Origin of the sequence: Streptomyces sp. NPDC058741 (assembly GCF_042746715.1) — a bacterium.
In the GTDB taxonomy this organism is placed as follows: Bacteria; Actinomycetota; Actinomycetes; order Streptomycetales; family Streptomycetaceae; genus Streptomyces.
The window spans coordinates 71,906-98,439 of sequence record NZ_JBHYQH010000017.1; the positions used below are offsets into that span (position 1 = coordinate 71,906).

The 26,534-nt window shown below is 74.1% G+C and carries 21 protein-coding genes and 2 pseudogenes; 10 read left to right on the forward strand and 13 right to left on the reverse strand.

Translation table 11 applies throughout. From position 1 onward, the window contains the following. Positions 1-94: 94 nt before the first annotated feature. From ACFW6P_RS16385 to ACFW6P_RS16395, 3 genes are all read right to left on the reverse strand, one after another. Positions 95-1,009, reverse strand: a complete 915-nt coding sequence (locus tag ACFW6P_RS16385) for an SDR family oxidoreductase (RefSeq protein WP_386355320.1) — start codon at positions 1,007-1,009, stop codon at positions 95-97. Between the two features lie 89 nt (positions 1,010-1,098). After that, complete coding sequence (locus tag ACFW6P_RS16390) at positions 1,099-1,728, reverse strand: MBL fold metallo-hydrolase (protein ID WP_386355323.1); 630 nt, start codon at positions 1,726-1,728, stop codon at positions 1,099-1,101. Beyond that, positions 1,728-2,813 carry an S-(hydroxymethyl)mycothiol dehydrogenase gene (locus tag ACFW6P_RS16395; RefSeq protein WP_386423989.1) on the reverse strand — a complete coding sequence of 362 codons (1,086 nt, stop codon included), beginning with the start codon at positions 2,811-2,813 and terminating at the stop codon, positions 1,728-1,730. The genes ACFW6P_RS16390 and ACFW6P_RS16395 overlap by 1 nt, the downstream gene beginning before the upstream one ends. A 164-nt stretch (positions 2,814-2,977) precedes the next feature. On the opposite strand from ACFW6P_RS16395, the gene ACFW6P_RS16400 reads away from it, so the two are divergent. Beyond that, on the forward strand, positions 2,978-4,732 hold the full coding sequence (locus ACFW6P_RS16400; RefSeq protein ID WP_386355328.1) for an ABC transporter ATP-binding protein: 1,755 nt from the start codon (positions 2,978-2,980) through the stop codon (positions 4,730-4,732). A gap of 59 nt (positions 4,733-4,791) precedes the next feature. Here the strand turns inward: ACFW6P_RS16400 and ACFW6P_RS16405 are convergent, their stop codons facing one another. After that, a complete protein-coding gene (locus tag ACFW6P_RS16405) occupies positions 4,792-5,079 on the reverse strand; it encodes a hypothetical protein (protein ID WP_386355331.1) in 288 nt (95 codons plus the stop codon). A gap of 130 nt (positions 5,080-5,209) precedes the next feature. On the opposite strand from ACFW6P_RS16405, the gene ACFW6P_RS16410 reads away from it, so the two are divergent. Both ACFW6P_RS16410 and ACFW6P_RS16415 read left to right on the forward strand, forming a co-directional pair. Next, positions 5,210-5,575: a nuclear transport factor 2 family protein gene (locus tag ACFW6P_RS16410; RefSeq protein WP_386355334.1), complete on the forward strand. Its 366-nt coding sequence runs from the start codon at positions 5,210-5,212 to the stop codon at positions 5,573-5,575. Between the two features lie 680 nt (positions 5,576-6,255). After that, positions 6,256-6,606, forward strand: a pseudogene (locus tag ACFW6P_RS16415) (XdhC family protein); the annotation flags it as partial. Between the two features lie 192 nt (positions 6,607-6,798). On the opposite strand, the gene ACFW6P_RS16420 reads toward ACFW6P_RS16415, so the two are convergent. Continuing rightward, complete coding sequence (locus tag ACFW6P_RS16420) at positions 6,799-7,308, reverse strand: metallophosphoesterase family protein (RefSeq protein WP_386355336.1); 510 nt, start codon at positions 7,306-7,308, stop codon at positions 6,799-6,801. A 300-nt stretch (positions 7,309-7,608) separates the two neighbouring features. On the opposite strand from ACFW6P_RS16420, the gene ACFW6P_RS16425 reads away from it, so the two are divergent. Both ACFW6P_RS16425 and rfbC read left to right on the forward strand, forming a co-directional pair. Beyond that, positions 7,609-9,651: a glycosyltransferase family 2 protein gene (locus ACFW6P_RS16425; RefSeq protein WP_386355339.1), complete on the forward strand. Its 2,043-nt coding sequence runs from the start codon at positions 7,609-7,611 to the stop codon at positions 9,649-9,651. Positions 9,652-9,655: 4 nt separating this feature from the next. Further along, positions 9,656-10,252, forward strand: a complete 597-nt coding sequence (gene rfbC, locus ACFW6P_RS16430) for a dTDP-4-dehydrorhamnose 3,5-epimerase (RefSeq protein ID WP_386355341.1) — start codon at positions 9,656-9,658, stop codon at positions 10,250-10,252. Positions 10,253-10,317: 65 nt separating this feature from the next. Here the strand turns inward: rfbC and ACFW6P_RS16435 are convergent, their stop codons facing one another. The 6 genes from ACFW6P_RS16435 to ACFW6P_RS16460 form a co-directional block, all read right to left on the reverse strand. Then, positions 10,318-11,121, reverse strand: a complete 804-nt coding sequence (locus ACFW6P_RS16435) for a class I SAM-dependent methyltransferase (protein WP_386423991.1) — start codon at positions 11,119-11,121, stop codon at positions 10,318-10,320. Further along, positions 11,108-11,995: a dTDP-4-dehydrorhamnose reductase gene (rfbD, locus tag ACFW6P_RS16440; protein ID WP_386355347.1), complete on the reverse strand. Its 888-nt coding sequence runs from the start codon at positions 11,993-11,995 to the stop codon at positions 11,108-11,110. Before rfbD ends, ACFW6P_RS16435 begins: the two co-directional genes overlap by 14 nt. Further along, a complete protein-coding gene (rfbB, locus tag ACFW6P_RS16445) occupies positions 11,992-12,972 on the reverse strand; it encodes a dTDP-glucose 4,6-dehydratase (protein WP_386355350.1) in 981 nt (326 codons plus the stop codon). The genes rfbD and rfbB overlap by 4 nt, the downstream gene beginning before the upstream one ends. Next, complete coding sequence (locus tag ACFW6P_RS16450) at positions 12,969-14,036, reverse strand: glucose-1-phosphate thymidylyltransferase (RefSeq protein WP_386355353.1); 1,068 nt, start codon at positions 14,034-14,036, stop codon at positions 12,969-12,971. The genes rfbB and ACFW6P_RS16450 overlap by 4 nt, the downstream gene beginning before the upstream one ends. A gap of 104 nt (positions 14,037-14,140) precedes the next feature. After that, positions 14,141-14,314: a hypothetical protein gene (locus ACFW6P_RS16455; protein ID WP_386355356.1), complete on the reverse strand. Its 174-nt coding sequence runs from the start codon at positions 14,312-14,314 to the stop codon at positions 14,141-14,143. A 326-nt stretch (positions 14,315-14,640) separates the two neighbouring features. Then, positions 14,641-15,576 (reverse strand): LysR family transcriptional regulator, encoded by a 936-nt coding sequence (locus ACFW6P_RS16460; RefSeq protein ID WP_386355359.1) that lies wholly within the window; start codon positions 15,574-15,576, stop codon positions 14,641-14,643. A gap of 156 nt (positions 15,577-15,732) precedes the next feature. Here ACFW6P_RS16460 and ACFW6P_RS16465 point away from each other — a divergent pair, with 156 nt between their 5' ends. Continuing rightward, positions 15,733-16,428, forward strand: coding sequence for a type 1 glutamine amidotransferase domain-containing protein (locus tag ACFW6P_RS16465; protein ID WP_386355361.1), 696 nt, complete (start codon positions 15,733-15,735; stop codon positions 16,426-16,428). Between the two features lie 12 nt (positions 16,429-16,440). Here the strand turns inward: ACFW6P_RS16465 and ACFW6P_RS16470 are convergent, their stop codons facing one another. Then, the gene (locus ACFW6P_RS16470) at positions 16,441-18,891 is read right to left on the reverse strand and encodes a SpoIIE family protein phosphatase (RefSeq protein ID WP_386423993.1); all 2,451 of its coding nucleotides are present in this window, start codon (positions 18,889-18,891) and stop codon (positions 16,441-16,443) included. A 185-nt stretch (positions 18,892-19,076) separates the two neighbouring features. Between ACFW6P_RS16470 and lanKC the strand changes: the two genes are divergently transcribed. The 4 genes from lanKC to ACFW6P_RS16490 all read left to right on the forward strand — a co-directional run bounded on the left by lanKC (position 19,077) and on the right by ACFW6P_RS16490 (position 25,817). Then, positions 19,077-21,671: a class III lanthionine synthetase LanKC gene (gene lanKC / locus ACFW6P_RS16475; protein ID WP_386355364.1), complete on the forward strand. Its 2,595-nt coding sequence runs from the start codon at positions 19,077-19,079 to the stop codon at positions 21,669-21,671. Between the two features lie 84 nt (positions 21,672-21,755). Continuing rightward, a complete protein-coding gene (locus tag ACFW6P_RS16480; protein ID WP_386355367.1) occupies positions 21,756-21,872 on the forward strand; it encodes a SapB/AmfS family lanthipeptide in 117 nt (38 codons plus the stop codon). 82 nt (positions 21,873-21,954) lie between these two features. After that, positions 21,955-23,754, forward strand: coding sequence for an ABC transporter ATP-binding protein (locus ACFW6P_RS16485; protein WP_386355370.1), 1,800 nt, complete (start codon positions 21,955-21,957; stop codon positions 23,752-23,754). Further along, entirely contained in the window at positions 23,751-25,817 is a 2,067-nt protein-coding gene (locus ACFW6P_RS16490) for an ATP-binding cassette domain-containing protein (RefSeq protein WP_386355373.1), read from the forward strand. Before ACFW6P_RS16485 ends, ACFW6P_RS16490 begins: the two co-directional genes overlap by 4 nt. Here the strand turns inward: ACFW6P_RS16490 and ACFW6P_RS16495 are convergent. Further along, positions 25,740-26,423, reverse strand: a pseudogene (locus tag ACFW6P_RS16495) (LuxR C-terminal-related transcriptional regulator); the annotation flags it as partial. The gene ACFW6P_RS16490 and the pseudogene ACFW6P_RS16495 sit on opposite strands and share 78 nt — an antisense overlap. Positions 26,424-26,534: the final 111 nt, after the last annotated feature.

Sequence of the window (26,534 nt, forward strand, 5' to 3'; positions counted from 1 at the left end):
CCACCTAGACGAGCGGACCGGGGGTTGGGTTGTGCGGAGACTCGGCATTGGGACGATTCGGTGACATTTCCCACCCGGGCGCCGGCCGTGCCGGTCAGCGGTACCCGGTCGTGTCGGCCGGCTTGCCCGCGTCCTGGACCTCGACCAGGTAGCGCCAGGCGTCCGGGCGGCTGCCGTCGAGGTCGGTGAAGCCGTACTCCCGGGCGAGGCCGCCGCTGGAGAGGGACCGGCCGTTGAAACGCGCCACGTCCGGGTCGCCGGCCAGTGCGGCGACGGCACGGCCCACGTAGCGCGGGGTCTCCGAGATCGCGAAGTGCGGGACCCGTTCCAGGGCGTCGCGCCAGTTGTCCTCGCGCACCCCGAAGCCCTCCAGCATGATCTCCGAGCGCATCCAGCCGGGGGTGAGGGCGACGGCGGTGGCGCCGCGCGGGCCGAGTTCGTGGCCCAGGGCGAAGGCCATGCGCAGCACGGAGGCCTTGGCGAGGTCGTAGAAGAAGTTCACGCGGTAGGTGCCGGCGTTGTAGTCGGCGGTGCCGTCGGTGACCTCGACGACCAGGCCGCCGGGACGGCGCAGCAACAGCGGCAGGGCGTGGTGGCTGGTGACGGCGTGCGTCTCCACCCCGAGGCGGACCAGGCGCAGGCCGTTGTCGAGGTCGTGCTCCCACACCGGGGTGTCCCACTCGAAGAGCTTCTCGCCGCCCCAGATGTCGTTGACGAGCACGTCGAGGCGGCCCCGTTCGTCCGCGATGCGGTCCACCAGGGCCCGCACCTGGGCCGGGTCGAGGTGGTCGGTGGGGACGGCGATGCCCCGGCCGCCCGCCTCGGTGACAAGGTCGGCGGTGTCCTCGACGGTCTCGGGCCGGTCGTACTCGGAGCGGCGTGCGCGGGTGGTGCGGCCGGTGACGTAGACGGTGGCGCCGGCCGCGCCGAGCTCGACGGCGATCCCCCGCCCCGCGCCCCGGGTCGCTCCCGCGACCAGCGCGACCCTGCCCTCCAGTGGAGCTGACATGTCCGGCCTCCCGTGCCCTCGACTGTGTGCCGCTCTCAGGGTGGCGGGAAAGCCGGACATCCTCTGTCGCCTTTCACGGGCGACACGGATCAGTGTCCCCGGGCGATCCATTCAGCGAGGTGCGGGGCTTCCGCGCCGATGGTCGTGGAGTCGCCGTGGCCGGTGCGGACCTCGGTCCCGGGCGGCAGGGTGAGCAGCCGGTCGCGGATCGAGTCGATGATCGTCGGGAAGTGCGAGAAGGAGCGGCCGGTGGCGCCGGGGCCGCCCTGGAAGAGCGTGTCGCCGGTGAAGACGGTGCCCAGGCCCGGGTCGTACAGGCAGACCGCGCCCGGCGCGTGCCCGGGGGTGTGGATGACCCGCAGGTCGGCGCCGCCGGCCTCGATGACCTGGCCGTCGGCCAGCCAGGCGTCGGGCTCGCGGTCCGGGTGGGTCTGCTTCCACAGCGGCAGGTCGTCGTGGTGGAGCCAGATGGTGGCGCCGGTGCGGTCGGCGAGCGCGGGGGCGGCGTCGATGTGGTCGTTGTGGGCGTGGGTGCACACGATCGCGGTCAGCCGACGGTCGCCGACGGCCTCGGCGATGGCGTCGGCGTCGTGGGCGGCGTCGATGACGACCGCCTCGTGGTCGTCGCCGACGATCCAGACGTTGTTGTCGACGTCCCAGGTGCCGCCGTCGAGGCGGAACTGCCCGGAGGTGACGAGGTGTTCGATACGCGTCGTCATCACAGCACCACCACCGAGCGCAGGACGTCGCCCTGGTGCATCCGCTCGAACGCCTGCTCCACCTCGTCCAGCCGGATGGTCTCGGTGACGAACGCGCCCAGGTCCAGGCGGCCTTGCAGGTGCAGGTCGATGAGCATCGGGAAGTCGCGGGAGGGCAGGCAGTCGCCGTACCAGCTGGACTTCAGCGCCCCGCCGCGGCCGAACACGTCGAGCAGGGGCAGTTCGAGCTTCATCTCGGGGGTCGGGACGCCGACGAGGACGACCGTGCCGGCGAGGTCGCGGGCGTAGAAGGCCTGCTGGTAGGTCTCCGGGCGGCCGACGGCCTCGATGACGACGTCGGCGCCGAACCCGCCGGTCAGTTCGCGGATCGCCTCGACGGGGTCGGACGTGCGCGAGTTGACGGTGTGGGTGGCGCCCATGGAGCGGGCCGTCTCGAGCTTGCGGTCGTCGATGTCGACGGCGATGATCGTCGCCGCCCCGGCCAGGCGGGACCCGGCGACGGCCGCGTCGCCGACGCCGCCGCAGCCGATGACGGCGACCGAGTCGCCGCGGCCCACGTTGCCTGTGTTGATCGCGGCGCCGATGCCGGCCATCACACCGCAGCCCAGCAGCCCGGCCACCTGCGGGGCGACCGCCGGGTCGACCTTGGTGCACTGCCCGGCCGCGACCAGCGTCTTGTCGGCGAACGCTCCGATGCCCAGGGCCGTGGACAGTTCGGTGCCGTCCTTCAGGGTCATCTTCTGCCGAGCGTTGTGGGTGTCGAAGCAGTACCAGGGGCGTCCGCGCAGACAGGCCCGGCACGTGCCGCACACCGCGCGCCAGTTGAGGATCACGAAGTCGCCGGGCCCGACGTCGGTGTCGCCGTCGCCGACCGCCTCGACCACACCGGCCGCCTCGTGGCCGAGCAGGAACGGGAAGTCGTCGTTGATGGCGCCCTGCTTGTAGTGCAGGTCGGTGTGGCACACTCCGCAGGCCTGGACGCGCACGACGGCCTCGCCCGGTCCTGGGTCGGGCACGACGATGGTCTCGATCCGCACCGGCTCGTCCTTGCCTGGTGCGATCACGCCGCGTACTTCCTGCGCCATGGTGCTGACTCCTTCGTCGGCCGGGGGACCCGTCCTGACCGACCCTACGTGTGACCGACCGGTAAAGGGTCGCCATCCTCCCCCGCCGTGGCGGAAAAACGGCAGGCCGGGCGGGTCAGCGCCGACGTAGCCTGGACCGTCCGCCCGACGCCCGAAGGAGCGACGTGAGCATCGCACAGACCGAGACCGCCACACCCCCCTGGCGGCTGCTCCTCGCGTACGTACGGCCGCACCGCTGGACCCTGGCCGCCGGCGCCGTGCTGGCGCTGGTCACCGGGGCGACCGGACTGCTGCTGCCGCTGGTGGCGCGGGGCCTCATCGACGATCTGTCGCACGACCGGGCGATCACCGGTGCGCTGCTGGCGATGTCCGCCCTGGTCGTGACCAACGCGGCGGTGGGCGCGCTGGGTTCGTACGTGCTGCAGCGCACCGCCGAGTCGGTCGTGCTGGGTGCGCGACGGTCGCTGACGTCGTATCTGCTGCGGTTGCGGATCCCCGCCGTGGACCGCAGCGAACCCGGTGACCTGATGGCCCGCATCACCGCCGACACGACCCTGCTGCGCGCGGTCACCACCGACTCGCTGGTCGGCCTCGGCACGGGCGGGCTCACGCTGGTGGCGACGGTGGTGATGATGGGCCTGGTGGACGCCGTGCTGCTGGGCGTCACGCTGGCGGTGATCCTGGGCGCGGGCGTGGTCCTCGGTGTGATCGTGCCGCGCATCAACCAGGCGAGCCGGCGGGCGCAGGACGCGGTGGGCGTCATGGGCGCCTCGCTGGAGCGGATCCTCGGCGCGCTGCGCACGGTGAAGGCGTCCGGTGCCGAGCACCGGGAGGAGATCACGCTGCACGAGGCGGCGCGGGAGTCGTGGCGGCAGAGCGTGCGGGCCGCCAGGTGGTCGGCCGCCGCCGGCAACACGGCGGGGCTGGCCATGCAGATCGCGTTCATCACGGTGCTCGCGGTGGGCGGCGCCCGGGTCGCGACCGGCGCGGTGGACGTGGGCACGCTGGTGGCGTTCCTGCTGTACGTGTTCTACCTGATGTCGCCGATCCAGCAGGTGGTCGGAGCCATCACGCAGTACCAGACGGGCGCCGCAGCCCTCACCCGCATCCAGGAGGCGCTGCGGCTGCCCGCCGAACCGGCCGCCGCCCCCGCGCCGCTGCCCTCCACCGGCGCCCGGCCCGCGGAGCTGGCCTTCGAGGACGTCCGCTTCCGCTACGCCGACGACCTGCCGTACGTCCACCACGGCGTGACCTTCACCGTGCCCCCGCAGGGCATGACGGCGTTCGTGGGCCCCTCCGGCGCGGGCAAGACCACCGTCTTCTCCCTGATCGAGCGGTTCTACGATCCGTGCTCCGGGGTCATCACGCTCGACGGGCGGGACCTGGCCGACTGGGACCTGCCCGGCCTGCGGGCCGCCATCGGCTACGTGGAGCAGGACGCGCCGGTCCTGTCGGGTTCGCTGCGGGACAACCTGCTGCTGGGCAACCCGGAGGCGGACGAGGACGCCCTCGCGCGGGTGCTGAAGACGACCCGGCTCGACGGGCTGGTGGACCGGCTGCCGAACGGTCTCGACACGCTCGTCGGGCACCGGGGCACCAAGCTGTCCGGCGGTGAGCGGCAGCGCGTCGCCATCGCCCGGGCGCTGCTGCGGCGCCCGAGGCTGCTGCTGCTCGACGAGGCGACGTCGCAGCTGGACGCCGTGAACGAGGCCGCGCTGCGCGACACGGTCGCCGACGTGGCCCGTACCACCACGGTGCTCGTGGTGGCGCACCGGCTGTCCACGGTGACGATGGCCGACCGGATCGTGGTGATGGACGCGGGCCGGGTCCGGGCCGTCGGCACCCACCGCGAGCTGGTGACCGCCGACCCGCTCTACGCCGAACTGGCCGCGACGCAGTTCCTGGCTGCGGCGGACTGAGCGTCCCGGCCCTGCGTGAGGGCCGCCCCGGCCGGGACGGCCCTCACCGCGCGCGGCCGTCAGCGCACGTGGGGAACGAAGCCGAAGACCGGGGAGACCAGTCCGGCGACCTGGTTCAGCTGCTTGAGGTCGTTGAGGCGGTTGAGCCCGGCCAGCTGGGAGGAGGGCCGCGGGATCTCGTCCTTGTGCGGGGCGGGGATGTCGCTCACGGTCAGCGAGTCGAGCGCGGCGATGGGGCTGAGCGGGCTCCTGGCCTCCGCGTCGGCCGCCTGCGCCATCGGGGCGGCCAGGCCGGTGACACCCGCGGCGAGACCAACGGCGGTGACGATACGTCGTGTTGAGATCATGCTTGTCGCAACGCGGGCGGACCCCGGCGGACACGGGCGGACGGGTGCCCTCACCCGTCAGGCCCAGCGCTTGCCGACGCCGCCGGGGCGGAGGAGTCTCGACAGGAGAGGCCCTTTCGAGGAGGTCGTCATGGGAACCGCGGCAGAGCCCGGCTTCGACCGGGAGACCCTGCGCCAGGGAGTGGAAGGGCAGACCCCGGAGATCCTTCTCTCCCTCTACACGGACGACGCGGAGCTGCGCGTCGTGGACCGCATGACCCAGCCCAGCCACCCCAAGGTCCTGCACGGCCGGGCGGAGATCGGCCGGATGCTGGAGGACGTCTACAGCCGCGACATGTCGCACAAGCTGGAGAACTGCGTCGTCCAGGGCGACCAGGCCGCCTACAGCGAGAGCTGCCGGTACGCGGACGGGGTGCGCGTCCTGTCCGAGTCGATGCTCACGCTGCGCGACGGCAAGATCGCCGAGCAGACCATGGTCCAGGCCTGGGACGAGTAGGAGCGGCCGGGCGCGGCTCGGTCAGGGGCGGACCGGGCCGTGCTCGGCGCTGCGCGCGCGCTGCTCTCCGGCGGCGGACGGCCGCCGCCGCAGTCCCCCTCCCTCACTGGTGTCGCCGCTCGATCCCTGATCACCACGTCCGCGCAACTTGTCATGTGACAAGAAGATTTCCGCGAGCCCCAATAGTGTGGCTGTGGTTACTCGCGACCGCTCCTGTCACTCGACCTGCACAAACCTCGTGGAACGACCGCTCATGACGCTGCCGGAGGAGTAGAGGCCCACTGTCCGGGCAACCGTGCTCCGTCCGCGTGGCGGGACATGGCCGACCGGACCGCGCGATCGGGGGCCTGCGGCGGCTTGCAGTGCTAGCGGGCTGCCCAGCGGCAATGCATCGGCTTGGTTTGTCGGATGGGGGTCAGCAGTGCCTTGGGGGCGGAGACGAAGACGGTCCACGACCGCGCCGCAGACGCAGACGCAGACGCAGACGCAGACGCAGACGCAGACGCAGAACGATCTCCTGGCGTTCGAGCTGACCACATGGCCGTCTCCCCCGACGGCACACGGGTCGCGGTGTCGGCCTCCACCGCGAACACCGTCCCCGTCCGTCTCGGCCACGTCCAGCCCGGCTGGACCGGTCCGTCCGCTGGGTGACCTTCCCCGCCGACCGGTCCGCCGGCTCGGAGGCGCCGCGCCGCCCGGCCGCGTACGTCGGCGCGATGGGCAGCCGCCGCAGCCACGCCGCCCGGGGCGCGCGCCTCGCGGAGGCCGGCCCCGGCGCGCACGAGCCGTCCCGGCTGCGCTCACCGGTCGGCCTCGACCTCGGGGCGCCTACGCCCGAGGAGGCGGCGGTGTCGGTGGCGGCCGGGATCGTGCCACTGCGCCGGGGCGGCACCGGTGCGCCGCTCTCCGCCACCCAGGGGCGGTGCATCCGCCCCGCCCTCGCTGAACCGCCGCGGTACCGAGTCGGCTGCGGCGCCGCGCCGGGCTCATCGGTGCTCGCTCGGCCCCTACGACCGCCCGGGTCCGCGTGACCGGGCGCCCGCGCCACGGCGGACGGGACGCGCTCGGTCCACCGGCCTCGGCCTCCCGGCGGCGCCGGCCACTCGACGGCGTCACCCTCTCGCGCCGTCGGCCGTCACGAAGCGCAGGAACGGGGACGCGTCGAGGCGGCGCGCCGCCGGGTCGAGGCGGGCGCAGGCCTCGGGATCGCCCGGCGCGCCCGTTCAGCGCGGTGGGCGCGACGGCAGCCGGTGCAGTGCGACGTCGGTGAGCCGGCCGTCGGCGACCTCGGCGGTCATGTACGTGCAGCGGGGCTGGCGTCGGCGGTCCGTCGGGGAGCCCGGGTTGAGCAGGCGCAGGCCCGTGGGGGCCGTGGTGTCCCAGGGGATGTGGCTGTGCCCGAAGACCAGCACGTCGAGGCCGGGGAAGCGGGCGGCGCACCGCTGCTCCCGGCCCTGCTTCGCGCCGGTCTCGTGGATCACGCCGAACCGCAGTCCGCCCAGCTCGGCGTACGCCACCTCCGGCAGCCGGGCGCGCAGGTCGGGCCCGTCGTTGTTGCCGTACACGGCGACGAGCCGGCGGCTGCGGGCCCGCAGCAGGTCGAGCGTGGCGGTGTCGACCCAGTCGCCGGCGTGGAACACGACGTCGGCGCGCGGGAGTTCGGCCAGCAGCTGCGCGGGCAGCTCCCTGGCGCGCTTCGGCAGATGGGTGTCGGACATCAGGAGCAGACGCACCTTCTCACCCTAGAGGCTGCGGCTCGGCCTCTCCTCGACCCCGGCCGCGGTCCCGGGCAGGTGCACGGGCGGGCCCGCGGCGCGCTCGCCCCGCGTGCTCGACGACGCACGCGCACCGGCCGCCCGGCCCCGGGCCTGACCGCGAACAGGCAGGCAGACCAGTCCAGTTGCGCCGTACGCGGAGATGATCACGGCCCGGTCTCGAAAGGTGGGGCGCGCGCGCCGACCGGGTTAACATCGGGCGGCACGCAGGACGACAGAACGTCTACGGCAAGCCACCCGAAGGGGCCCGGAAACCCGATGCCGGTCAAGGTGAGCGTCATTGTACCCGTCTACAACCCGGGGACCTACATCGAGGACTGCGTCTCCTCGCTGCAACGGCAGTCGCTGCCTCCCGACGAGTACGAAGTGATCTTCGTCGACGACGGTTCGACCGACGGGACCCCGGCCCGGCTCGACCGGCTCGCCGCCGAGGACCCCCGGATGCGGGTCGTCCACCAGGAGAACTCCGGCTGGTCGGGCAGGCCCCGCAACGTCGGCATCGAGGTCTCCCGGGGCGAGTTCGTGATGTTCGTCGACAACGACGACTACCTGGGCGACGAGGCCCTGGAGCGGATGTACGACTACGGCGTGGCCAACGGCGCCGACGTCGTCGTGGGCAAGATGGCCGGCAAGGGCCGCGGGGTGCCGGTGGAGCTGTTCCGCCGCAACCACCCGCGCGCCACCGTCGCGAACGCCCCGCTCATCGACAGCCTCACCCCGCACAAGATGGTCCGCCGGGCCTTCCTGGACCGCATCGGCCTGCGCTTCCCCGAGGGCAGGCGGCGCCTGGAGGACCACGTCTTCCTCGCGGAGGCGTATCTGCGCGCGGGGAACGTCTCCGTGCTCAGTGACTACGTGTGCTACTACCACATCCGCCGGGACGACGGCTCCAACGCCGGTTTCGAACGCTTCGACCCCGTCGGCTACTTCAAGAACCTCCGCGAGGCCCTCGACGTCGTCGAGCGGTACACCGAGCCCGGCCCGGTGCGCGACCGGCTCTTCCGGCGCTGGCTGCGCGTGGAGATGGTCGAGCGGCTGCGCGCCCGGCGCTTCCTCGCCCTGCCGGACGACCACCGCCGGGAGCTGTTCGCCGAGATCCACGCGGTCGTCGTCGAGCGGTTCGGCCCCGGTGTGGCGGCCGGACTGCAGCCGACGCAGCAGGTCGTCGCCGCGCTGACGGCGGCCGACCGGTACGACGACGTGGTGTCCTTCGCCGAGTGGGAGGCGGGCATCACCCCCCGGGCGACCCCCGGGGACATCGAGTGGCGCGGGGACCGGCTCGGTGTCTCCTTCACGGCCGGGTACCTGACCGGCGGCGAGCCGTTGCGGTTCCCCGCCGAGGCGGAGGCCGCACCGCTGCGCGACGTCCCGAAGGACGTCGCCGAGGCGGCGGCGTGGGTCGCCTCGGAGACGGCAGCCCTCTTCCCGCAGGCCGCGGCGGATCTGCTGCTGCGGGAGCGCTCCACCGCCGCGCAGTACTTCCAGCCGGTCGCGCTCACCCGCGAGACGGTGCCGGCCGGGGACGGGCAGGTCAGGCTGGTACTGCGGGCGGCCGCCGAGGTCGACCCGGCCGACCTGCCGGCCGACGGCGTCTGGGACGCGGTCGTCCGGGTGAAGGTGGGCGGCTGGACCAAGGAGTGCCGGCTGGGCCCGGTCCCGCGTGAGGACCGCCCCGCGCCGGGCGTGGGGATCGTCCGGGACCGCGCGGTCCTGCCCTACTGGACGACCCCGCACGGCAACCTCTCCCTGGAGCGCGGCGTGCGGGGCAGGCGTCTGGGACTGGGAGCGGTACGGCCGACGGACGCCGCCGTCCTCGGGGACCGTCTGCGGGTCCCGCTTCCGGTGCACGTGCCCGGCGGCACGGAGGTGCTGCTGCGGTGCGTCTCCGCCAGCCGGTACTTCGACTGGCGGCAGGTCGACTTCCTGCGCGACGCCGAGGAAGCGGCCTACCGGGAACTCACCACCCCCCGGCGCCTGGGTGCCGTACCCCGACACCGGACCTTCGACGCGGCCGCCACGCTCTCGCCCGCCTCCCGGGGCACGGGCGCGGTGCTGGAGGCGGACCTGCCCACCGGGGAGCTCGACGGCGGCGTCTGGCGGGTGGCGCTGTGCCCGACCCCGCGCGGGGAACGGCCGCGCTTCACGGGCCTGCCGTTCGCCCTGCGTCATGCGGGCGGCAGTGTGCTCGTGGTGCCGGTGCCGCGGCCGGGTGTGACGCTGCGGCTGGCACGAGAAGCCCGGCGCGTGCTCGGCGCGGCGCGCCGGACGGTGGCAACCCGCGTCAGGACCGGAGGGGGGTGAGGGCATGCGACCACTGGCGATAGAGGGCTCCTGGATTCTGGAGCCCAAGGTCTTCCCGGACGACCGGGGCAGTTTCCACGAGTGGTTCCGGAGCGAGGAGTTCCGCACGGCCACGGGCCGTGACCTGTCCATGGCCCAGGCCAACTGCTCGGTGTCCCGCCGGGGCGTGCTGCGCGGCGTCCACTTCGCCGACGTGCCGCCCAGCCAGGCCAAGTACATCACCTGTGTCCGCGGTGCCGTCCTGGACGTGGTGGTGGACATCCGGGCGGGCTCCCCCACCTACGGGAGGTCGGAGACGGTACGGCTCGACGACGAGGCACGGCACGCGGTGTTCATAGCGGAGGGCCTCGGTCACGCCTTCATGGCACTGACCGACGACGCCACGGTGGTGTACCTGTGTTCGGAGGGCTACGCCCCCGACCGCGAGCACGGCGTCCACCCGCTCGACCCGGCGCTGGGCATCGAGTGGCCCGGGGCCATCGCGCCGGTGCTCTCCCCCAAGGACGAGCAGGCCCCGACCCTCGCCGAGGCGGAACGGCAGGGGCTGCTGCCGTCGTACGAGGACTGCCTGGCCCATTACGAGCGGCTGCGGACCGGCTGACCGGCCTCGGAAGCCGGGCCGGTACGAGGACGCCGGCCGGCCGACGGGGGGGCCGGCGTCGTCGTTCAGCGGCTGACGCCGACCTGCTCCAGGGACCGGCGCAGGGGCTCCCAGCCGATGGAGCGGGGCAGGCCGCGGTTGCGGGCCTGGACGAGGGGGCGCCAGAAGCCGGCTTCGAGCAGCGCCTCGGGGCGGACCGCACCGGCCCGTTCGAGGATCGCCTCGGGGACCTTCTGCGGGTCGGGCACCTTGTACTCGGCCATGATCTCGTCGTACTTGTCGTGCAGGACCCGGTTGCCCGGGTCGGCGCCGAAGACGACGAGCTGGCCGGTGGGCGCGGTGTCGACCTGGACGGCGACCAGGTCCGGGCGGTAGCGCGCCAGCATCTCGGTGATCTTGTACACGTCGCCGGTCCAGGCGTTGGTGTGCCGGTCCCGGGCGGCCTCGTCGACGCTGCGCGGCAGCATGTCGTCGAAGACGATGACGCTGGACCAGTCGGAGTGCTTCTCGACGTTCATGAAGTCGCGCAGGGCGAACTCGAAGAGGTGCATGCCGTCGATGAAGGAGAGGTCGAGCGTCGCGCGGCGCCAGTAGCCGAGGGGGCTGCGGCCGCGGCGCAGGTTGCGCAGCGGGTGGCGGCCTCCCTTGAGGTGCTGCAGGGGGTTGGCGCGGGCGAAGAAGTCGTCGCTGGTGGCCTTCACCAGGTGGACGTCGCACTTCAGCTCCGAGACCACCTTGAAGGCGGGGTCGATCGCGATGCTGGGGACGCGCGACAGGCGCAGGCTGCGGCCGTCGTTGACGCCGATCTCCAGGTAGTTGCGATTGGCGCTGACCTTGTGCAGTTCCCGGAGGAACTCATGGCGTTTCACGAAGAAGACCTTCCCTGCGGATGCGGGGCAGTGCTTCGTGCAGGGCGGAGCGCCAGTCGCGCGGCAGCGGCAGGCCGACGTCCCGCCAGCGGCCGTGGGCGAGGGCGCTGTACGCCGGGCGGGGCGCGGGCCGCGGGAAGGCCGCGCTGCTGGTGGGGCGCACCCGGTCCGGGTCGGCGCCGATGAGGGAGAACACCTCGCGGGCCAGCTCGTACCAGCTGGCCTCACCGGCGTTCGTGGCGTGGAAGACGCCGTGCGCGCCGGGGCCGATCCGCGGTCCGAGGTCGGCGATCCGCTCGGCGACGTCCGCGCTCCAGGTGGGCTGCCCGCGCTGGTCGTCGACGACGTCGAGGGTGTCGCGGCGGGTTTCGAGACCGATCATGGTGCGCACGAAGCTGGCGCCGTGCTCACCGTAGAGCCACGCCGTGCGCACGATCGCGCTCGCTCCGGGCAGTTCCTCCAGTACGGCCTGCTCCCCGGCCCGTTTGGTGCGGCCGTAGGCGGTGCGCGGGCCGGTGGGATGGTCCTCGGGGTAGGGCGTGGTGCGGACCTCCCCCGAGAAGACGTAGTCCGTCGAGACGTGGACGAGGCGGGCGCCGTGGGCGGCGCAGGCGCGGGCCAGCAGGCGCGGCCCGTGGCCGTTGATCTCCAGGACGCGGGCCTCGTCGGTCTCGGCGTCGTCCACGGCCGTGTAGGCGGCGCAGTTCACCACGAGGTCGGGGGTGTGCTTCCGTACCGCCGTGTCGACGGCGTCGGGGCGGGTGATGTCCAGGGCGGCGCGGTCGAGGCCCGCCACGGTCTCGCCGCGCCGGGTGAGTTCGTCGACCAGGTCATGGCCGAGCATGCCGCCCGCGCCGGTGACCAGCCACCTCATGCGCGTTCCCGGGCGACGCGCCGCTTCAGGGGTTCCCACCAGGCGCGGTGGTCGCGGTACCAGGCGACCGTCTCGGCGAGGCCGGCGGTGATGTCGTGGCGGGGCCGGTAGCCGAGTTCGTCGCGGGCCTTGGACCAGTCGACGGAGTAGCGCAGGTCGTGGCCTTTGCGGTCCTCGACGTACTCCACCCGGTCCCAGTCCGCGCCGCAGGCCTGGAGCAGCAGTCCCGTGAGCTCCTTGTTGGTGAGTTCGGTGCCGCCGCCGATGTTGTAGACCTCGCCGGGCCGGCCCTCGGTGCGTACGAGGTCGACGCCCTGGCAGTGGTCGTCGACGTGCAGCCAGTCGCGGACGTTGCGGCCCTCGCCGTACAGCGGCACCTTGTGCCCGTCGAGGAGGTTGGTGACGAACAGCGGGACGACCTTCTCGGGGAACTGGTGCGGGCCGTAGTTGTTGGAGCAGCGCGTGACGCGCACGTCCAGGCCGTGGGTGCGGTGGTAGGCCAGGGCGAGCAGGTCGGAGGAGGCCTTGGACGCCGAGTACGGGGAGTTCGGCTGGAGCGGGTGGGTCTCCGGCCAGGAGCCCGACTCGATGGAGCCGTAGACCTCGTCGGTGGAGACGTGCACGAAGGGGCCGGTGCCGTGGCGCAGGGCGGCGTCCAGCAGGGTCTGGGTGCCCAGGACGTTGGTGCGCACGAAGTCGGCGGCGCCGGCGATGGAGCGGTCGACGTGGGACTCGGCGGCGAAGTGCACGATCTGGTCGGCGTCGGCGACGAGTTGGTCGACGAGCTCGGCGTCGCAGATGTCGCCCTGGACGAACTCCAGCCGGGGGTGGGTCAGTTCGAGGTTGTCGAGGGTGCCGGCGTAGGTGAGTCCGTCCAGCACGGTGATGCGCGGCGCGCCGGGCGGGTCCGAGGCGAGCAGCGCACGGACGTAGCGGGATCCGATGAACCCGGCGGCACCGGTGACGAGGAGCTTCATGAAGTGATCTGCACCTTGCTGTGGTCTCCGAGGACGAGGCGGTGGGCGCTGGGGACGCTCGGAGCCGGCGTCACCTCGACGTGCCGGCCGATGAGCGAGGACTCGATCCGGCCGACGCCCTGGATCGAGGAGTCCCGGAGCACGATGGAGAACTGGAGTTCGCTGTCGGTGATGCGGCAGTTCTCGGCGATGGAGGTGAACGGGCCGACGTAGGAGTCGCGGACGACGGTTCCCGAGCCGATGACGGCGGGTCCGACGACACGGGAGCCGACGATCCGGGCGCCCTCCTCCACGACGACCCGTCCGACGGTCTCCGAGGCGTCGTCCACGTCGCCGTCGATGCGGCGCTCCATGCCTTCGAGGACCATGCGGTTCACCTCGAGCATGTCGCCGACGTTGCCGGTGTCCTTCCAGTAGCCCTCGATGATCGTGGAGCGCACGCCGGCGCGGGTGTCTATCAGGTGCTGGATGGCGTGGGTGATCTCGAGTTCGCCGCGCCAGGAGGGTTCGATGGCGCGGACCGCTTCGTGGATCAGGGGCGTGAACAGGTAGACGCCGACGAGCGCGAGATCGCTCTTGGGGTGCTCGGGCTTCTCCTCCAGGCCGATCACCTGGCCGGACGGGCCGAGTTCGGCGACGCCGAAGGCGCGCGGGTCGGCCACGCGGGTGAGCAGGATCTGGGCGTCGGGCCGGTTGCGGCGGAACGCCTCGACGAGGCCGGTGATGCCGCCGACGATGAAGTTGTCACCGAGGTACATCACGAAGTCGTCGTCGCCCAGGAAGTCCCGGGCGATCAGCACCGCGTGGGCCAGGCCCAGGGGCCGCTCCTGGGGGATGTAGGTGACCTTCAGGCCGAACCCGGACCCGTCCCCCACCGCTTCCTCGATCTCCGCTGCGGTGTCCCCGACGATGATGCCCACGTCGGTGATGCCGGCCTCGGCGACGGACTCCAGCCCGTAGAAGAGCACGGCCTTGTTGGCCACGGGGACGAGTTGCTTGGCCGAGGTGTGGGTGATCGGCCTCAGTCGTGTTCCTGCGCCGCCGGACAGCACGAGAGCCTTCATCCGGCTCACCTTAGCCGCCGTCCGGCGGACGTGAACATCACTTCTTCGGGCGGCCGATGTGTTCAGTTGCCCGAAGCGTCACCGGGCCGTGCGGGGCCGAGCGGTCAGTCCTCACCCCGGACGATGTTCGACTCGGAGCCGGAGCGAGCGGTTCCGGGGGTGGGCCGGTCCTCGACGGCGGGGAGGCAGGTCCGCAGCGGGGCCTCGCCCCGCAGGCGGCGTGCCGTCGACCAGCCGGTCTCGGGGCGGCGTACGACGGGCTTCTCAGGTGTGTCCATGGACGTCACTGCTCATCATCTTCCTTCCGCATCCGCTGGTTGTTCGAGTCCCCCGAGACAAACCGAACAAACCTGCGCACGGAGCGCTCGTCCCACACCGCTGAACTCCCCTGCCCCGACCGCCTCTTCGGCCGAGGGACGACGGTCCCGCGCACGGCTCGCACGCGGACCGTTCCGGCGGGGTGCCGCCACGCGGAGGGAAGCGCGGCGCTGATGCGGCCCGGCGCCGGCTCCGGGTCGCGCTCCGGGCCGGGCCGCCCTGTCGGACGATGCCCACGGGGCGGCCCTGGCCCACGCGGCCCCGGGCACCCGGTGCAGCCGTGCGGTCACCAGGTACGTGCGGCCTCCAGCAGGCGGTCGCGGACGAGGGCGACGTGCGGGTTGTCCGAGGTGCCGGGTCGCTGCACGAGGTAGCCGGTGTTGATCGGGGTGTCCTCGGGGGCGTCGAGGAGTACCAGGGCGCCGGACTCCAGTTCCCGGGCGCACAGGTAGCGCGGCAGCACGCTGAAGCCCGCACCGGCGGTGACCAGGGCCAGGACGGCCCTCAGGTCCGGCGCGGAGACGGCGGGGCGGCAGGTCAGGCGCCGGCCGAAGACGTGCCGCCAGTAGCGGCGCACGATGGGCAGGTCCTCGGCGTACGTGATGAGCGGGACGCCGTGCAGCGCGGCGGGCCCCTCGGCGGCCGGGCGCCCGGCGAGCCGGCCGGCCCAGGCGGGGGCGGCGACCAGGACGAACTCCTCGTCCGCCAGCGGCACCGCGGACAGGGTGCGGCCGCGCGGCCGGGTGGTGGCGATCACCAGGTCGTGGCGGCCGGCGCGCAGTTCCTCGAGCAGCGGATCGGTCAGGCCCGTGGCGACCCGCAGCCGTACGCCCTCGACGACGAGGGGGGCCAGGGCGGGCAGGGCCCGGGTGGACAGCAGTTCCGCGGGTCCGGCCAGGTGGACCGGCTCGGCCCGCGACTCCTCCGGCGGGCCGTGTCCGGTGGCCTCGGCCAGCGCGTCGAGGGGGGCCGCGACCCGGGCCGCGAGTTCGTCGGCCACCGGTGTGGGAGCGACACCGCGGGGCAGTCGTTCGAACAGCTCCCTACAGGTCTGCCGCTCCAGCGCGCGGATCTGGATGGTGACGGTCGGCTGGGACAGTCCCAGCAGCTTCGCCGCCGCCGTGAAGGAGCCGGAGCGGTAGACCGCCAGGAACGTGCGCAGGAGGTTGAGATCGGGCGGCGCCGGTGTGCCGGGCGCGCCGAGCGGGTCGATGGGCCTCACGTGCACCGACCCTACCGGGCGCCGCCATGAAGAATTCTATGACTGCCATAGGACCTGCCATTGGAAGAACCGCAGTCAAGGGTCCTATGGTCGTTCTTGTCCGAGTCATCGCCGCACTGTCCGACCGCGGCACCTACCCCACGGAGATGCACCACCATGTCGAAGATCCTCTTCGTCGTCACCGGCGCCGACACCTGGACCCTGGCCGACGGCACCGAGCACCCCACCGGCTTCTGGGCCGAGGAGGCCGTCGCCCCGTACGAGGCCTTCCGCGCCGCAGGCCACGCGGTCGTCGTGGCCACGCCCGGCGGTGTGGTGCCCACCGTCGACCGGGCCTCGCTGGCCCCCGAGGCGAACGGGGGTCAGGAGAACGCGGACCGGATCGCCAAGGCGCTGGAGTCGTTCACCGAACTGCGGAACCCCGTCCGCCTGGAGGACGTCCGGCTCGACGACTACGCCGCCGTCCTCTACCCCGGCGGCCACGGCCCGATGGAGGACCTCGCCGTGAACGCCGACTCCGGCCGGCTGCTCGCCCGGGCCCTGGAGTCGGGCCGTCCGCTCGGCGTCGTCTGCCACGGGCCGGCCGCGCTGCTGTCCGCCGTCGGGCCGGACGGCCGCAACGTCTTCGCCGGCTACGAGGTCGCGGCCTTCACCAACGACGAGGAGGTCCAGGGGGGCCTCGCCGAGCGCGCGAAGTGGCTGCTCCAGGACCGTCTCACCGAGGCCGGCGTGACGGTGCGGGCCGGTGAGCCGTGGGCCCCGAACGTGGTCACCGACCGCAACCTGGTCACCGGCCAGAACCCGGCCTCCTCGGCGCCGCTCGCGGAGGAGATGCTGAAGCGGATCGGCTGAGCCCCGGGGTGCTCAGCGCCCCAGCACCAGCTCCGCCCACACCTGCTTGCCCCCGCTGACGGGCAGGGTCCCCCAGGTCGCCGACAGGGCCTCGACCAGGAGGACGCCCCGGCCGCCGGTGGCCTCCCAGCTGATGCCGGTGGGGCGGACCGGGGTACGGGGGGAGGCGTCGGCGACGGCGATGCGCAGACGGTGGTTGATCAGGGTGAGGTCCATGCGGACCCGGCCGTCGGTGTGCACGAGGGCGTTGGTGACGAGTTCGGAGACGACGACGAGGGCGGCGTCGTACTCGTCGGTGACGCCCCAGGAGCGCAGGATGCGCCGGGCGAAGCGGCGGGCGTGCCCCACGGCCTGCGGGACCCGCCACACCGTCCAGCTCTCCCGCAGCGGCCGCAGCTCCATGCCGTCGTAGCGCATGAGCAGCAGGGCGACGTCGTCGCTGCGCGGCGCGTTGCCCAGCAGGGCGTCGGCGACGAGGCCGAGGTCGCCGGGGTCGGCGCCGGCCAGTTCGCCCGCCAGGCGCGCCAGCCCCACGTCGATGTCGGCGTCGGGCGTCTCGACGAGGCCGTCCGTGGCCAGGGCGAGGACGGTGCCGGGCGGCAGCCGCAGCGGACTCATGGGGAACGCGGCCTGGGTGAGGACCCCGAGGGGCGGGCCGCCCTCGGCCTCCGCGATCTCCGTCCGCCCGTCCGGGTAGCGCAGCACGGGCGGCGGATGCCCGGCCCGCACGCACCAGGCGTACCCCTCCTCCAGGTCGACGTCGACGTAAGCGCAGGTGGCGATCAGGTCGCTCTCCATGTCGACCAGCAGCCGGTTGGCGTGCGCGACCACCACGTCCGGCGGGTGCCCCTCGACGGCGTAGGCGCGCAGGGCGGTGCGCATCTGGCCCATGAGGGTGGCGGCACCGGCGCTGTGGCCGTGGACGTCGCCGATGACGAGCGCCACGTGGTGGTCGGGCAGCGGGATGACGTCGTACCAGTCGCCGCCGAGTTCGAGCCCGGCCGTACTGGGCAGGTAGCGGGCGACGGCCACCGCGCCGGGCAGCCGGGGCAGGCGGCGCGGCAGCAGCTGGCGCTGGAGCATGCCGACGAGTTCGTGTTCCGCGTCGAAGGCCCGGGCCCGCACCAGGGCCTGTCCGACGAGACCGGCGCAGGCGGTGAGCAGGGCGCGTTCGTCGGAGCCGAAGTCGCGCGGGGTGTCCCAGCCGATCAGACAGGCCCCGGCCATGCGGTTCCCGGCGGGCAGCGGCAGGACGGCGAGGCCGCCCGGGCCGACGTCGGCGAGGGCGGGTTCCAGGGCGCTGCCCTCGGACCAGATGCGCGTACGGCCCTCGCGGAGCGCGGCGGCGAGGGTCGGCATGGCGCGCACGGGCGCGTCGGGCCACTCGCCGCGCCACTCCGACCGCCACAACTCGGGCCACGCGTCGGGTTCGGGCGGGTCCAGGACGGTGACGACGAGCCGGTCACCCTCCAGCTCGGCGAGCGCGATCCGGTCGGCCCGCAGCGGCCGGCGCAGGGCGGCGACCACCGCCTTGCCGACGTCTCGCACGGTGACGGCCGTGGCCAGGGCCGCGGCCAGGCGCTGGACGCGGGCGACGTCGGTGACGTCGGAGCGCAGGGTGGAGGCGTCGACGACGGTGCCCACGAGCCGCGCGGACCGGCCGTCGCCGCCCGGCAGCAGCCGCCCGCTGAGCCGGAGCCATCTCGGCGGCCGGTCGGGCCGGAGCACCCGGAACTCCAGCTCCCGCTCGCCGATGGACATGTGGTCGGCCTCCACCACGGACATCAGTGAGGGCAGGTCCTCCGGGACGGTCAGGCTGAGCAGCGTCTCGACCCGGCCGTCGAACGCGGCCTGGTCGAGGCCGAACAGCTCCAGCAGGTCGTCGGCGGCGCGGACGCGGCCGCTGTCCATGGCGAGGCTGAAGGCGCCCGGTGACAGCTCACCGCCCTCGGCGGGCTCGGCGGGGGCGGTGAAGGCGACGGCCTCGGCCACGAGGTCCAGGCAGGCCCGGTCGTCGGCGCCGAACCCGCCGGGTCGCTCGCTCACGGCGAGCAGGCAGCCGCCGCCGTCGCCGCGCACGGGCAGGGCGACCAGATGGAAGGCCGGGGACGGCACGCGGCGGGACTGGGCGTCCTCGGCGAACTCGGCCGGGCTCAGCGCGACCGGCCGGCCGTCGCGGTGGGCCTCGGCGACCGGGGAGGGCCCCGAGAGCGGATAGCCGTCGCGCACCCCGTACAGGGTCCTGGGCACGCCGGCCGACTCGATCAGGCACAGCAGCTCGCCGTCCTCGCTCGGGGCGTAGACGGCGGCGAAGGCCGCGTCGGCGAAGACGAGTGCCTGTTCGAGGACGCGGCGCACCCGTTCGGGCGACCCCTGTTCGGCCGCGAGCGCTTTGAGGGCGGCTTCGGCACGCGGCGTCCGCGTCTCGCGTTCTCGGGCGCCCGGACTGACCACGTCGGCCATTACAGCGCTTATGGGAGAGCTGCGCAGCCCCCATGGCGTTCAGCGCAACGGCATCGACGCCGGCGCTCGAAGGAAACCGAACAGGACTTGACGCGTGCGTTCCGCACGGTGTTCCCGTGACAGCCGTGACTGTCCCGGGCCCCGGCACGGCTGGAAGGCTCGGTTCCCGTCACGGAGGGGGACGCATGGACAAGCGGTACGAGGTGTACGCGCTCGCCGACCGGCACTTCTACGAGACGCCGGACCGGCTGGCGGGCGGCGGGCCGGGGACGGCCCCGCACCTCTACGAGACGGCCGGCCGGCCGGTGCCCGAGGGCTGGGCGTCGGCCCGGATCGGCGACTGGCTGACGATGACGCCGCTCGGCCCGGACGGCGAGCCGGTGCGCGGCCTCGCCCAGGGCTGGAAGATCCACGCCTCGGCGACCCGCGCGAACGCGGAGAAGGTCGCGGGGATCGTGTGGGACTACTGCGTCGAACGGCGCATCCCCTTCAAGTTCGTGCCGGGGCCGCACCTGCTGCACCTGCGCAACACCAAGTACGCGCCGCGCGACGGCAGCGGCAAGTTCGTCACCGTCTACCCGGCCGGCGAGGAGCAACTGCACCAGGTGCTGCGCGAGCTGGGCGCGCTGCTGGAGGGCTTCGAGGGGCCGTACGTCCTCACCGATCTGCGCTGGGGCGAGGGTCCGCTGTACGTGCGCTACGGCGCCTTCGCGCGGTCCTTCGTCGTCGACGGGCGGGGCTCGCTGGTGCCCGCGGTGCGCGACGGCGAGGGGCGGCTGGTGCCGGACCGGCGGTCGCCGTCCTTCCAGGTGCCCGATTGGGTGACGCTGCCGGCGTTCCTCCAGCCGCACCTGGACGCACGGAACACCACGACGGTCGGTGAGCTGCCGTACCGCATCGAGAAGGCGCTGCACTTCTCCAACGGCGGCGGGGTGTACGCGGGCACCGACACCCGGGACGGGCGCAAGGTCGTGCTGAAGGAGGGCCGTCCGCACGCGGGACTGGCCGCCGACGGGGCGGACGCCGTCGCCCGGCTGGAACGGGAGAAGTCGGCCCTGGAGCGGGTGGCGGGCACGGGCGTGGTGCCCGAGGTGCGCGACTGGTTCGAACTCGGCGGCCACCGCTTCCTGGTGATGGACTTCCTCCCGGGCCGTCCGCTCAACTCGTTCTTCGCCGAGCGGCACCCGCTGCTCGCGCAGGACCCCGATCCGGCGGCCGTCGCCTCCTACACGGCCTGGGCGCTGCGCATCCACCGCAGGGTGGAGGAGGCCGTGGCGGCGGTGCACGCGCGGGGCATCGTCTTCAACGACCTGCACGTCTTCAACATCATGGTCGCGCCGGACGGGGAGTCGGTCTTCCTGCTGGACTTCGAGGCCGCGGCCCCGGCGGAGGAGAACGGCCGCCAGGTCGTCGCCCACCCCGGCTTCTTCGCGCCGCCGGACCGCCGGGGCGCCGACGTCGACCGCTACGCCCTGGCGTGTCTGCGGCTGGCGCTGTTCCTGCCGGTGACCACGCTCTTCGTGGTGGACCGCGGCAAGGCGGCGCATCTGGCCGAGGTGATCGGGGAGCAGTTCCCGGACGTGCCGCGGGAGTTCCTCGACGAGGCGGTCGCGGAGATCACGCGGGAGGTGCCGGGCCGTGCGCCGGCCGTCGCCACGGCCCCGGTGGACCCGGGCGACTGGCCGCGCAGCCGCGACTCGATGGTGGAGGCGATCCTCGCCTCGGCGACGCCCGAGCGCGACGACCGGCTCTTCCCGGGCGACGTCGCCCAGTTCTCGGACGGCGGGGGGCTGGGCCTGGCCCACGGCGCCGCCGGGGTGCTGTACGCGCTGGACGCGATCGGCGCCGAACGCTACGACAAGGGTGAGCGCTGGCTGCTGGAGCGGACCGCACCGCCCCCGGTCGGCACACCGCTCGGCCTCTACGACGGGCTCGCGGGCGTCGCCCTGGTCCTGGACCGGCTCGGGCACCGGCAGCGGGCGCTCGACCTGGTCGAGAGGATCCTCGCGGAGCGCTGGCAGAACCTCTCCTCCGACCTGCACGGCGGACTGGCCGGACTGGGCCTCGTCCTCGGGCACCTGGCCCGCACCACGGGCGAGGCGGAGCTGCGCGAGCGGGCAGCGGAGGCCGGGCGGATCCTGGTCGAACGGCTCGGTGAACCGCTCCCGGACACGCCCCGGCGGCGCGCCGGACTGCTGCGCGGCGCGACCGGACCGGCGCTGTTCCTGCTGCGGCAGTACGAGTGGACGGGCCGCGCCCCCTGGCGGGAGGCGGCGGCCTCGGCCCTGCGCCGGGACCTGGAGTCCTGCGTGACACGCGACAGCGGGGAGCTGGAGGTCGACGAGGGCTGGCGGACGCTGCCCTACCTCGGCGACGGCAGCGCCGGACTGGGCATGGTCCTCGACGACCTCGTGGCCCACGCGCCCGGCCTCGCCGGGGAGTTCGAACCGGCCCGGTCCGGCGTCCTGGCCGCCGCGACCTCGCGCTTCTACGCGCAGCCCGGGCTCTTCCAGGGCCGCGCCGGAATGGTCCTGCACCTCGGCCGCACCACCGCGCCGGGCGCGACCGCGGACCGGCTGGCCGCACAGATCACCGGACTCGGCTGGTACGCGATGGCCTACGAGGGCCGGCTGGCCTTCCCCGGCCACCAGATGATGCGGCTGTCCATGGACCTCGCCACCGGAACGGCAGGGTGCCTGCTGGCGCTCGGCGCGGCCCTCGACCCGGCCACCGGGGCCCACCTGCCGTTCCTCCCGCCGCCCGCGAGGCGGCCCACCTGACGCGGTTCCGCGATCCCGCGGAGTCGTGACACCACCCCGTCCCCACGGACGACCACGGACGGACAACCCACGGAAGGACTCACCATGGCACTTCTCGACCTGCAGACCATCGAGACCGAGGAGCGGACGCACGGCGGCGGGAACAGCACGCTGAGCCTGCTCTCCTGCCTCAGCGCCGCGAGCATCACGCTCTGTCTCTGACCTGAGGTCCACGTACGGCTCCGGGCGGCCCACTCCTTACGGAGGGGCCGCCCGGGGTCCTTCCGCCCCACGAAAGGCCCGTATGACCAGGCGCGCCGACGACGACCCGGCGGCCGGGCACGCCCGCGTGCTGCTGCGTACGGCCACCCGGCACAGCGGGGGCCGCTGTACGGCCCTGGCTGTGGCGGGCACCGCCGCGACCGGTGCGGGGCTGCTGCTGCCCGCTGCACTGGGCCGGGCTCTGGACCTGCTTCTCGCACCGGCACCGGCGACCCGCTGGGTGCTGTACTGCGCCGGCCTCGTCGTACTGCTCGCGCTGCTCGACGCGGCCCAATCCGTACTGACCGGCACCGTCGACGCCCGCAGCGCGGCGTGGCTGCGCCGGCGGCTGGCCCGGCACGTCCTGGGGACCGGGCCGCGCGCCGCCGACCGCTTCGGCGCCGGCGACCTCGTCGCCCGCCTGGTCGGCAACGCCGCCGAGGCGGGGACCGCGCCCGCTGCCCGCGCGGCCCTGGTGGCCGCACTCGCCGGGCCCGCGGGGGGTGTGGTGGCCCTCGGCCTGATCCACTGGTGGCTCGCGGCCGTCTTCCTCGCCGGAGCCCCCGTCCTGACCTTGCTCCTGCGGGCCGTCGCCCGGGACACCGCGCGCTGCGCGACGCGCTACCAGCAGGCGCAGGGCCGTATCGCGGCCGCGCTGGCGGAGGCCGTCGAAGGCTTCCGCACCGTCCGGGCGGCGGGAACGGAGGACCGGGAGACACTCCGCGTCCTGCGCCCGCTGCCCGACCTGTCCCGCGCGGGGCACCGCATGTGGCGGGTGCAGGGACGGGCCGCCGCCCGCGCGGTCGCCGTGGCCCCGCTGCTGCACCTCGGGGTCGTCGCCGTGGCCGGTGTGCTGCTCACCCGGGACCGGCTGTCGGTGGGGGACGTCCTCGCCGCCTCTCGGTACGCGGTGCTCGCCACGGGCGTCGGCGTCCTGGTGGGCCGGCTCGCGGGCCTGGCCCAGGCCCGGGCGGCGGCCCGGCGCCTGGGCGAGGTCGCGACCGAGCCCGCCACGGCGTTCGGCACCCGTGGGCTGCCCGACGGGCCGGGACGGCTGGAGCTGCGCGGCGTGACGGCCCGGCGCGGCCGCCGGACGGTGCTCGACGGAGTCGACCTCGTCGTCCCCGGCGGCACGGTCCTGGCCTTGGTCGGGCGCTCCGGCACGGGCAAGTCCCTGCTGGCGGCGCTCGCGGGCCGGCTGGCCGATCCGGACGCGGGCGAGGTCCTCCTCGACGGGGTGCCGCTGCGCGCCCTGTCCCACGACGGCCTGCGCCGCGCCGTCGGCTACGCCTTCGCCCGCCCGGCCCTCCTCGGCGGCACGGTCGCCCGGGCCATCGGCCTCGGCCTGCCCTCCCCCTCCCCCGGCCGCATCCGCGAGGCGGCCCGCACGGCCCTCGCCGACGACTTCGTCCGCCGTCTGCCGGACGGATACGACACCCACGTCGCCGACGCCCCGCACTCCGGCGGCGAGTCCCAGCGGCTGGGCCTGGCCCGGGCGTTCGCGCACCGGGGCCGGCTGCTGATCCTCGACGACGCCCTCTCCGGCCTCGACACGGTGACCGAACGCCGCATCACCGACGCCCTGCTCGGCGAGGGCCCCGGCAGCACCCGTCTGCTGGTCGCCCACCGCAGCGCGACGGCCGCCCGCGCCGACACGGTGGCCTGGCTCGACGCGGGACGGGTGCGGGCGGTGGGGCGCCACGAGGAACTGTGGCGGATCCCGGAGTACCGGGCGGTGTTCGCGGAGGCGGAGGACCCTGCCGTGGCGCAGGCGCATCCCAAGTCGGAGGCGGAGGACCGGGCCGTGGCGGGAACGGGAGCCGAAGCGAGGGCGGAGGCATGACGGACGGTACGGGCCCGGTGAAGGGGGCAGCCCCCAGCGGCGCACCGGACGGCACGGGCTCAGTCAAGCGAGCAGCCCCCGACAACACCCCGAACAGCACCAGCACAGTCAAGCAAGCAGCCCCCGACAACACCCCGAACAGCACCAGCACAGACAAGCAAGCAGCCCCCGACAACACCCCGGACAGCACCGGCACCGGACTCCGGGCGGCCCTGCCCGCCCGGGGCGTCCGCTTCCTGCTGGCCCGGCGGCGGGTCGTGCTGCGGCTCGCCGCCTGGTCCGTACTGGAGACCGGGCAGACGTTCCTCGTCGGATACGGCCCCGCCCGCGCCCTGGACGCGGGGTTCCTGCGCGGACGCCCGGACGTCGGTCTGGTCTGGCTGGCGGTGACCGGACTCGGCGTGCTGCTCGGCGCGTACGGCACCGCGGGGGTCTACGCCGCCGTCGCCGCGCTGGTCGAACCGCTCAGGGACCGGCTCGTGGAGCGGGTGGTCGCCCGGGGCGTGCGGACCGGCGACGCCGGGTCCCTGTCGCGCCTCACCCAGCAGGTGGAGATCGCCCGGGACACCTTCGCCGGACTGGTCATGGTCTCCCGCTCCTTCCTGTTCACCGCGGCCGGCGCCCTGGCCGGGCTGTTCGCGCTCGCCCCGCCCCTGCTCCTCGTCGTCGGACCGCCCCTGGCCGCGGGTGTGGCGCTGTTCGCGGCGACGCTGCGGCCCCTCGCCCGGCGGCAGGAGGCGTTCCTGGTCGCCGACGAGGCCCTGGCCGGTCACCTGGGCGCGGTCTGCCCGGGCCTGCGGGACATCACGGCGACGGGCGCTGAGGAGCAGATCGCCGCCGGCACCGGCGAGCGGGTCGAGGAGGAACTGCGCGCGGCCCGCGCCCTGGCCCGCTGGGGCGTCCTGCGCGTGGCGTCGCTGGCGGTCGGCGGGCAGGTGCCCCTCGTGCTGCTGCTGGCCACCGCCCCGTGGCTGCTGTCCCACGGCGTCACGACGGGCGCGCTCGTCGGGGCCCTCGCCTATGTCACGCAGTCCCTGCTGCCCGCCCTGCGCAACCTGGTCCACGGGCTGGGCACGAGCGGCTCGCGCCTGACGGTGGTGCTGCGCAGGCTGGCCCCTCCGCGGGACACCGGCACCCCCGCGCGGCGACCGGGCCCCCCGCCCGCACCCGGGGAGGCGCCTATGGCCCTCACCCTCTCCTGCGTGACCTTCGCCTACGGCGCCGCCGGCACGCCCGTCCTGGAGGACCTCGACCTCGCCCTGCCACCCGGCTCGCACCTGGCCGTCGTCGGTCCGAGCGGCGCCGGCAAGTCCACGCTCACCGCCCTCGTCGCCGGGCTCCTCGCACCGGACCGGGGCACGATCACGGTGGGGGGCCACCCCGTGCCGGGGCCGGAGGCCGCCGCCGGGCGGGTGCTCATCCCGCAGGAGGCGTACGTCTTCGGCGGCAGCCTGGCCGAGAACCTCGCCTATCTGCGTCCGGACCCGGTGCCCGAGGAGGAGATGCGCGCCGCCGCCGAGGCGGTCGGGCTCGCCCCGCTGGCCGCTCGGCTCGGCGGGCTGGGCGCCCGGGTCGACCCGGCGTCCCTGTCGGCCGGTGAGCGGCAGCTGATCGCGCTGACCCGGGCGTATCTGTCGCACGCCCCGCTCGCGCTGCTCGACGAGGCCACCTGCCATCTGGACCCGGGGACGGAGGAGCGGGCGGAACGGGCGTTCGCCGGGCGGCCGGGCGGGACGCTGGTGGTCGTCGCCCACCGCATCAGCTCGGCCCGCCGGGCCGGACAGGTGCTGGTGATGGACGGCCGGGGCACGGTCCGCGGCAGCCACGAGGTGCTCGTGCGGTCCTCCGCGCTCTACCGGGATCTGGTGGGCGGCTGGGCGGCCGGCCCGTCCGGGCGGTGGTCAGAGCCAGCCCTGGCCCTGCGAGATGCGGATCGCGTCGACGCGGTTGCGGGCCCCGGTCTTGCGGGTGATGGCCGCCATGTAGTTGCGCACCGTCCCGTGGGACAGGTGCAGGCTGCCGGCGATCTCCGCGATGGAGGCGCCCTCGGCGGCGAGGGATAACACGCTCAGTTCCCTGCGGGTCAGCGGCATCTCGGCCGCCTTGAGGAATCCGAAACCGAGGGAGTCGTTGACGAAACGTTCCCCTTCGGCGACCCGGCGTATGCCGCGCAGCAGGTTCTGCGGCGAGCCCTCCTTGTCCACGTATCCGAGGGCTCCCGCCTCCACGGCCCGTTTCAGCAGTCCGGGCCGGTTGGCGGTGGCGAGCACGAGCAGGCGGGTGCGCAGGGCAGAACCCGTCCGGCACAGCTCGCCCAGCGGCGGGACGCCGTAGGAGTCGGCGCTCTCCAGGTCCGCCGCGCACACGTCCGGCCGGACCGAACGGACCAGACCGGGCGCGCCGTGCCACGACGCGTCGTGCACCGCCAGATCGGGCTCCGTGCGCAGCCACTGCGCCAGTACCGACCGCACCAGTAACTCGTCGTGCACCAGAAGGACCCGGATCACTGCCACCCCCACGGCTCGAAGTACGCCCCAGTCGTCCTGCTGAGCGCGTGCCCATTGTTCGTGATCGTGACCCTGCGTGGGCACGGAGAACCGGCCATCGGGGTGCGCGGGGGCGCACAGGTGGCGCCCGGGCACCTGGCCGCGCTCCCACTGTGGAGGCATGGGAGTGGGTCGCCGGGGTACGTCGGCGCATCCTCTGCGTGCCGGGCCGGTGTGACCGACGGTAATAGCGGAATTTTCCCGTCCGCTCCTGGTGCGCGTCCGGCCGTCAAG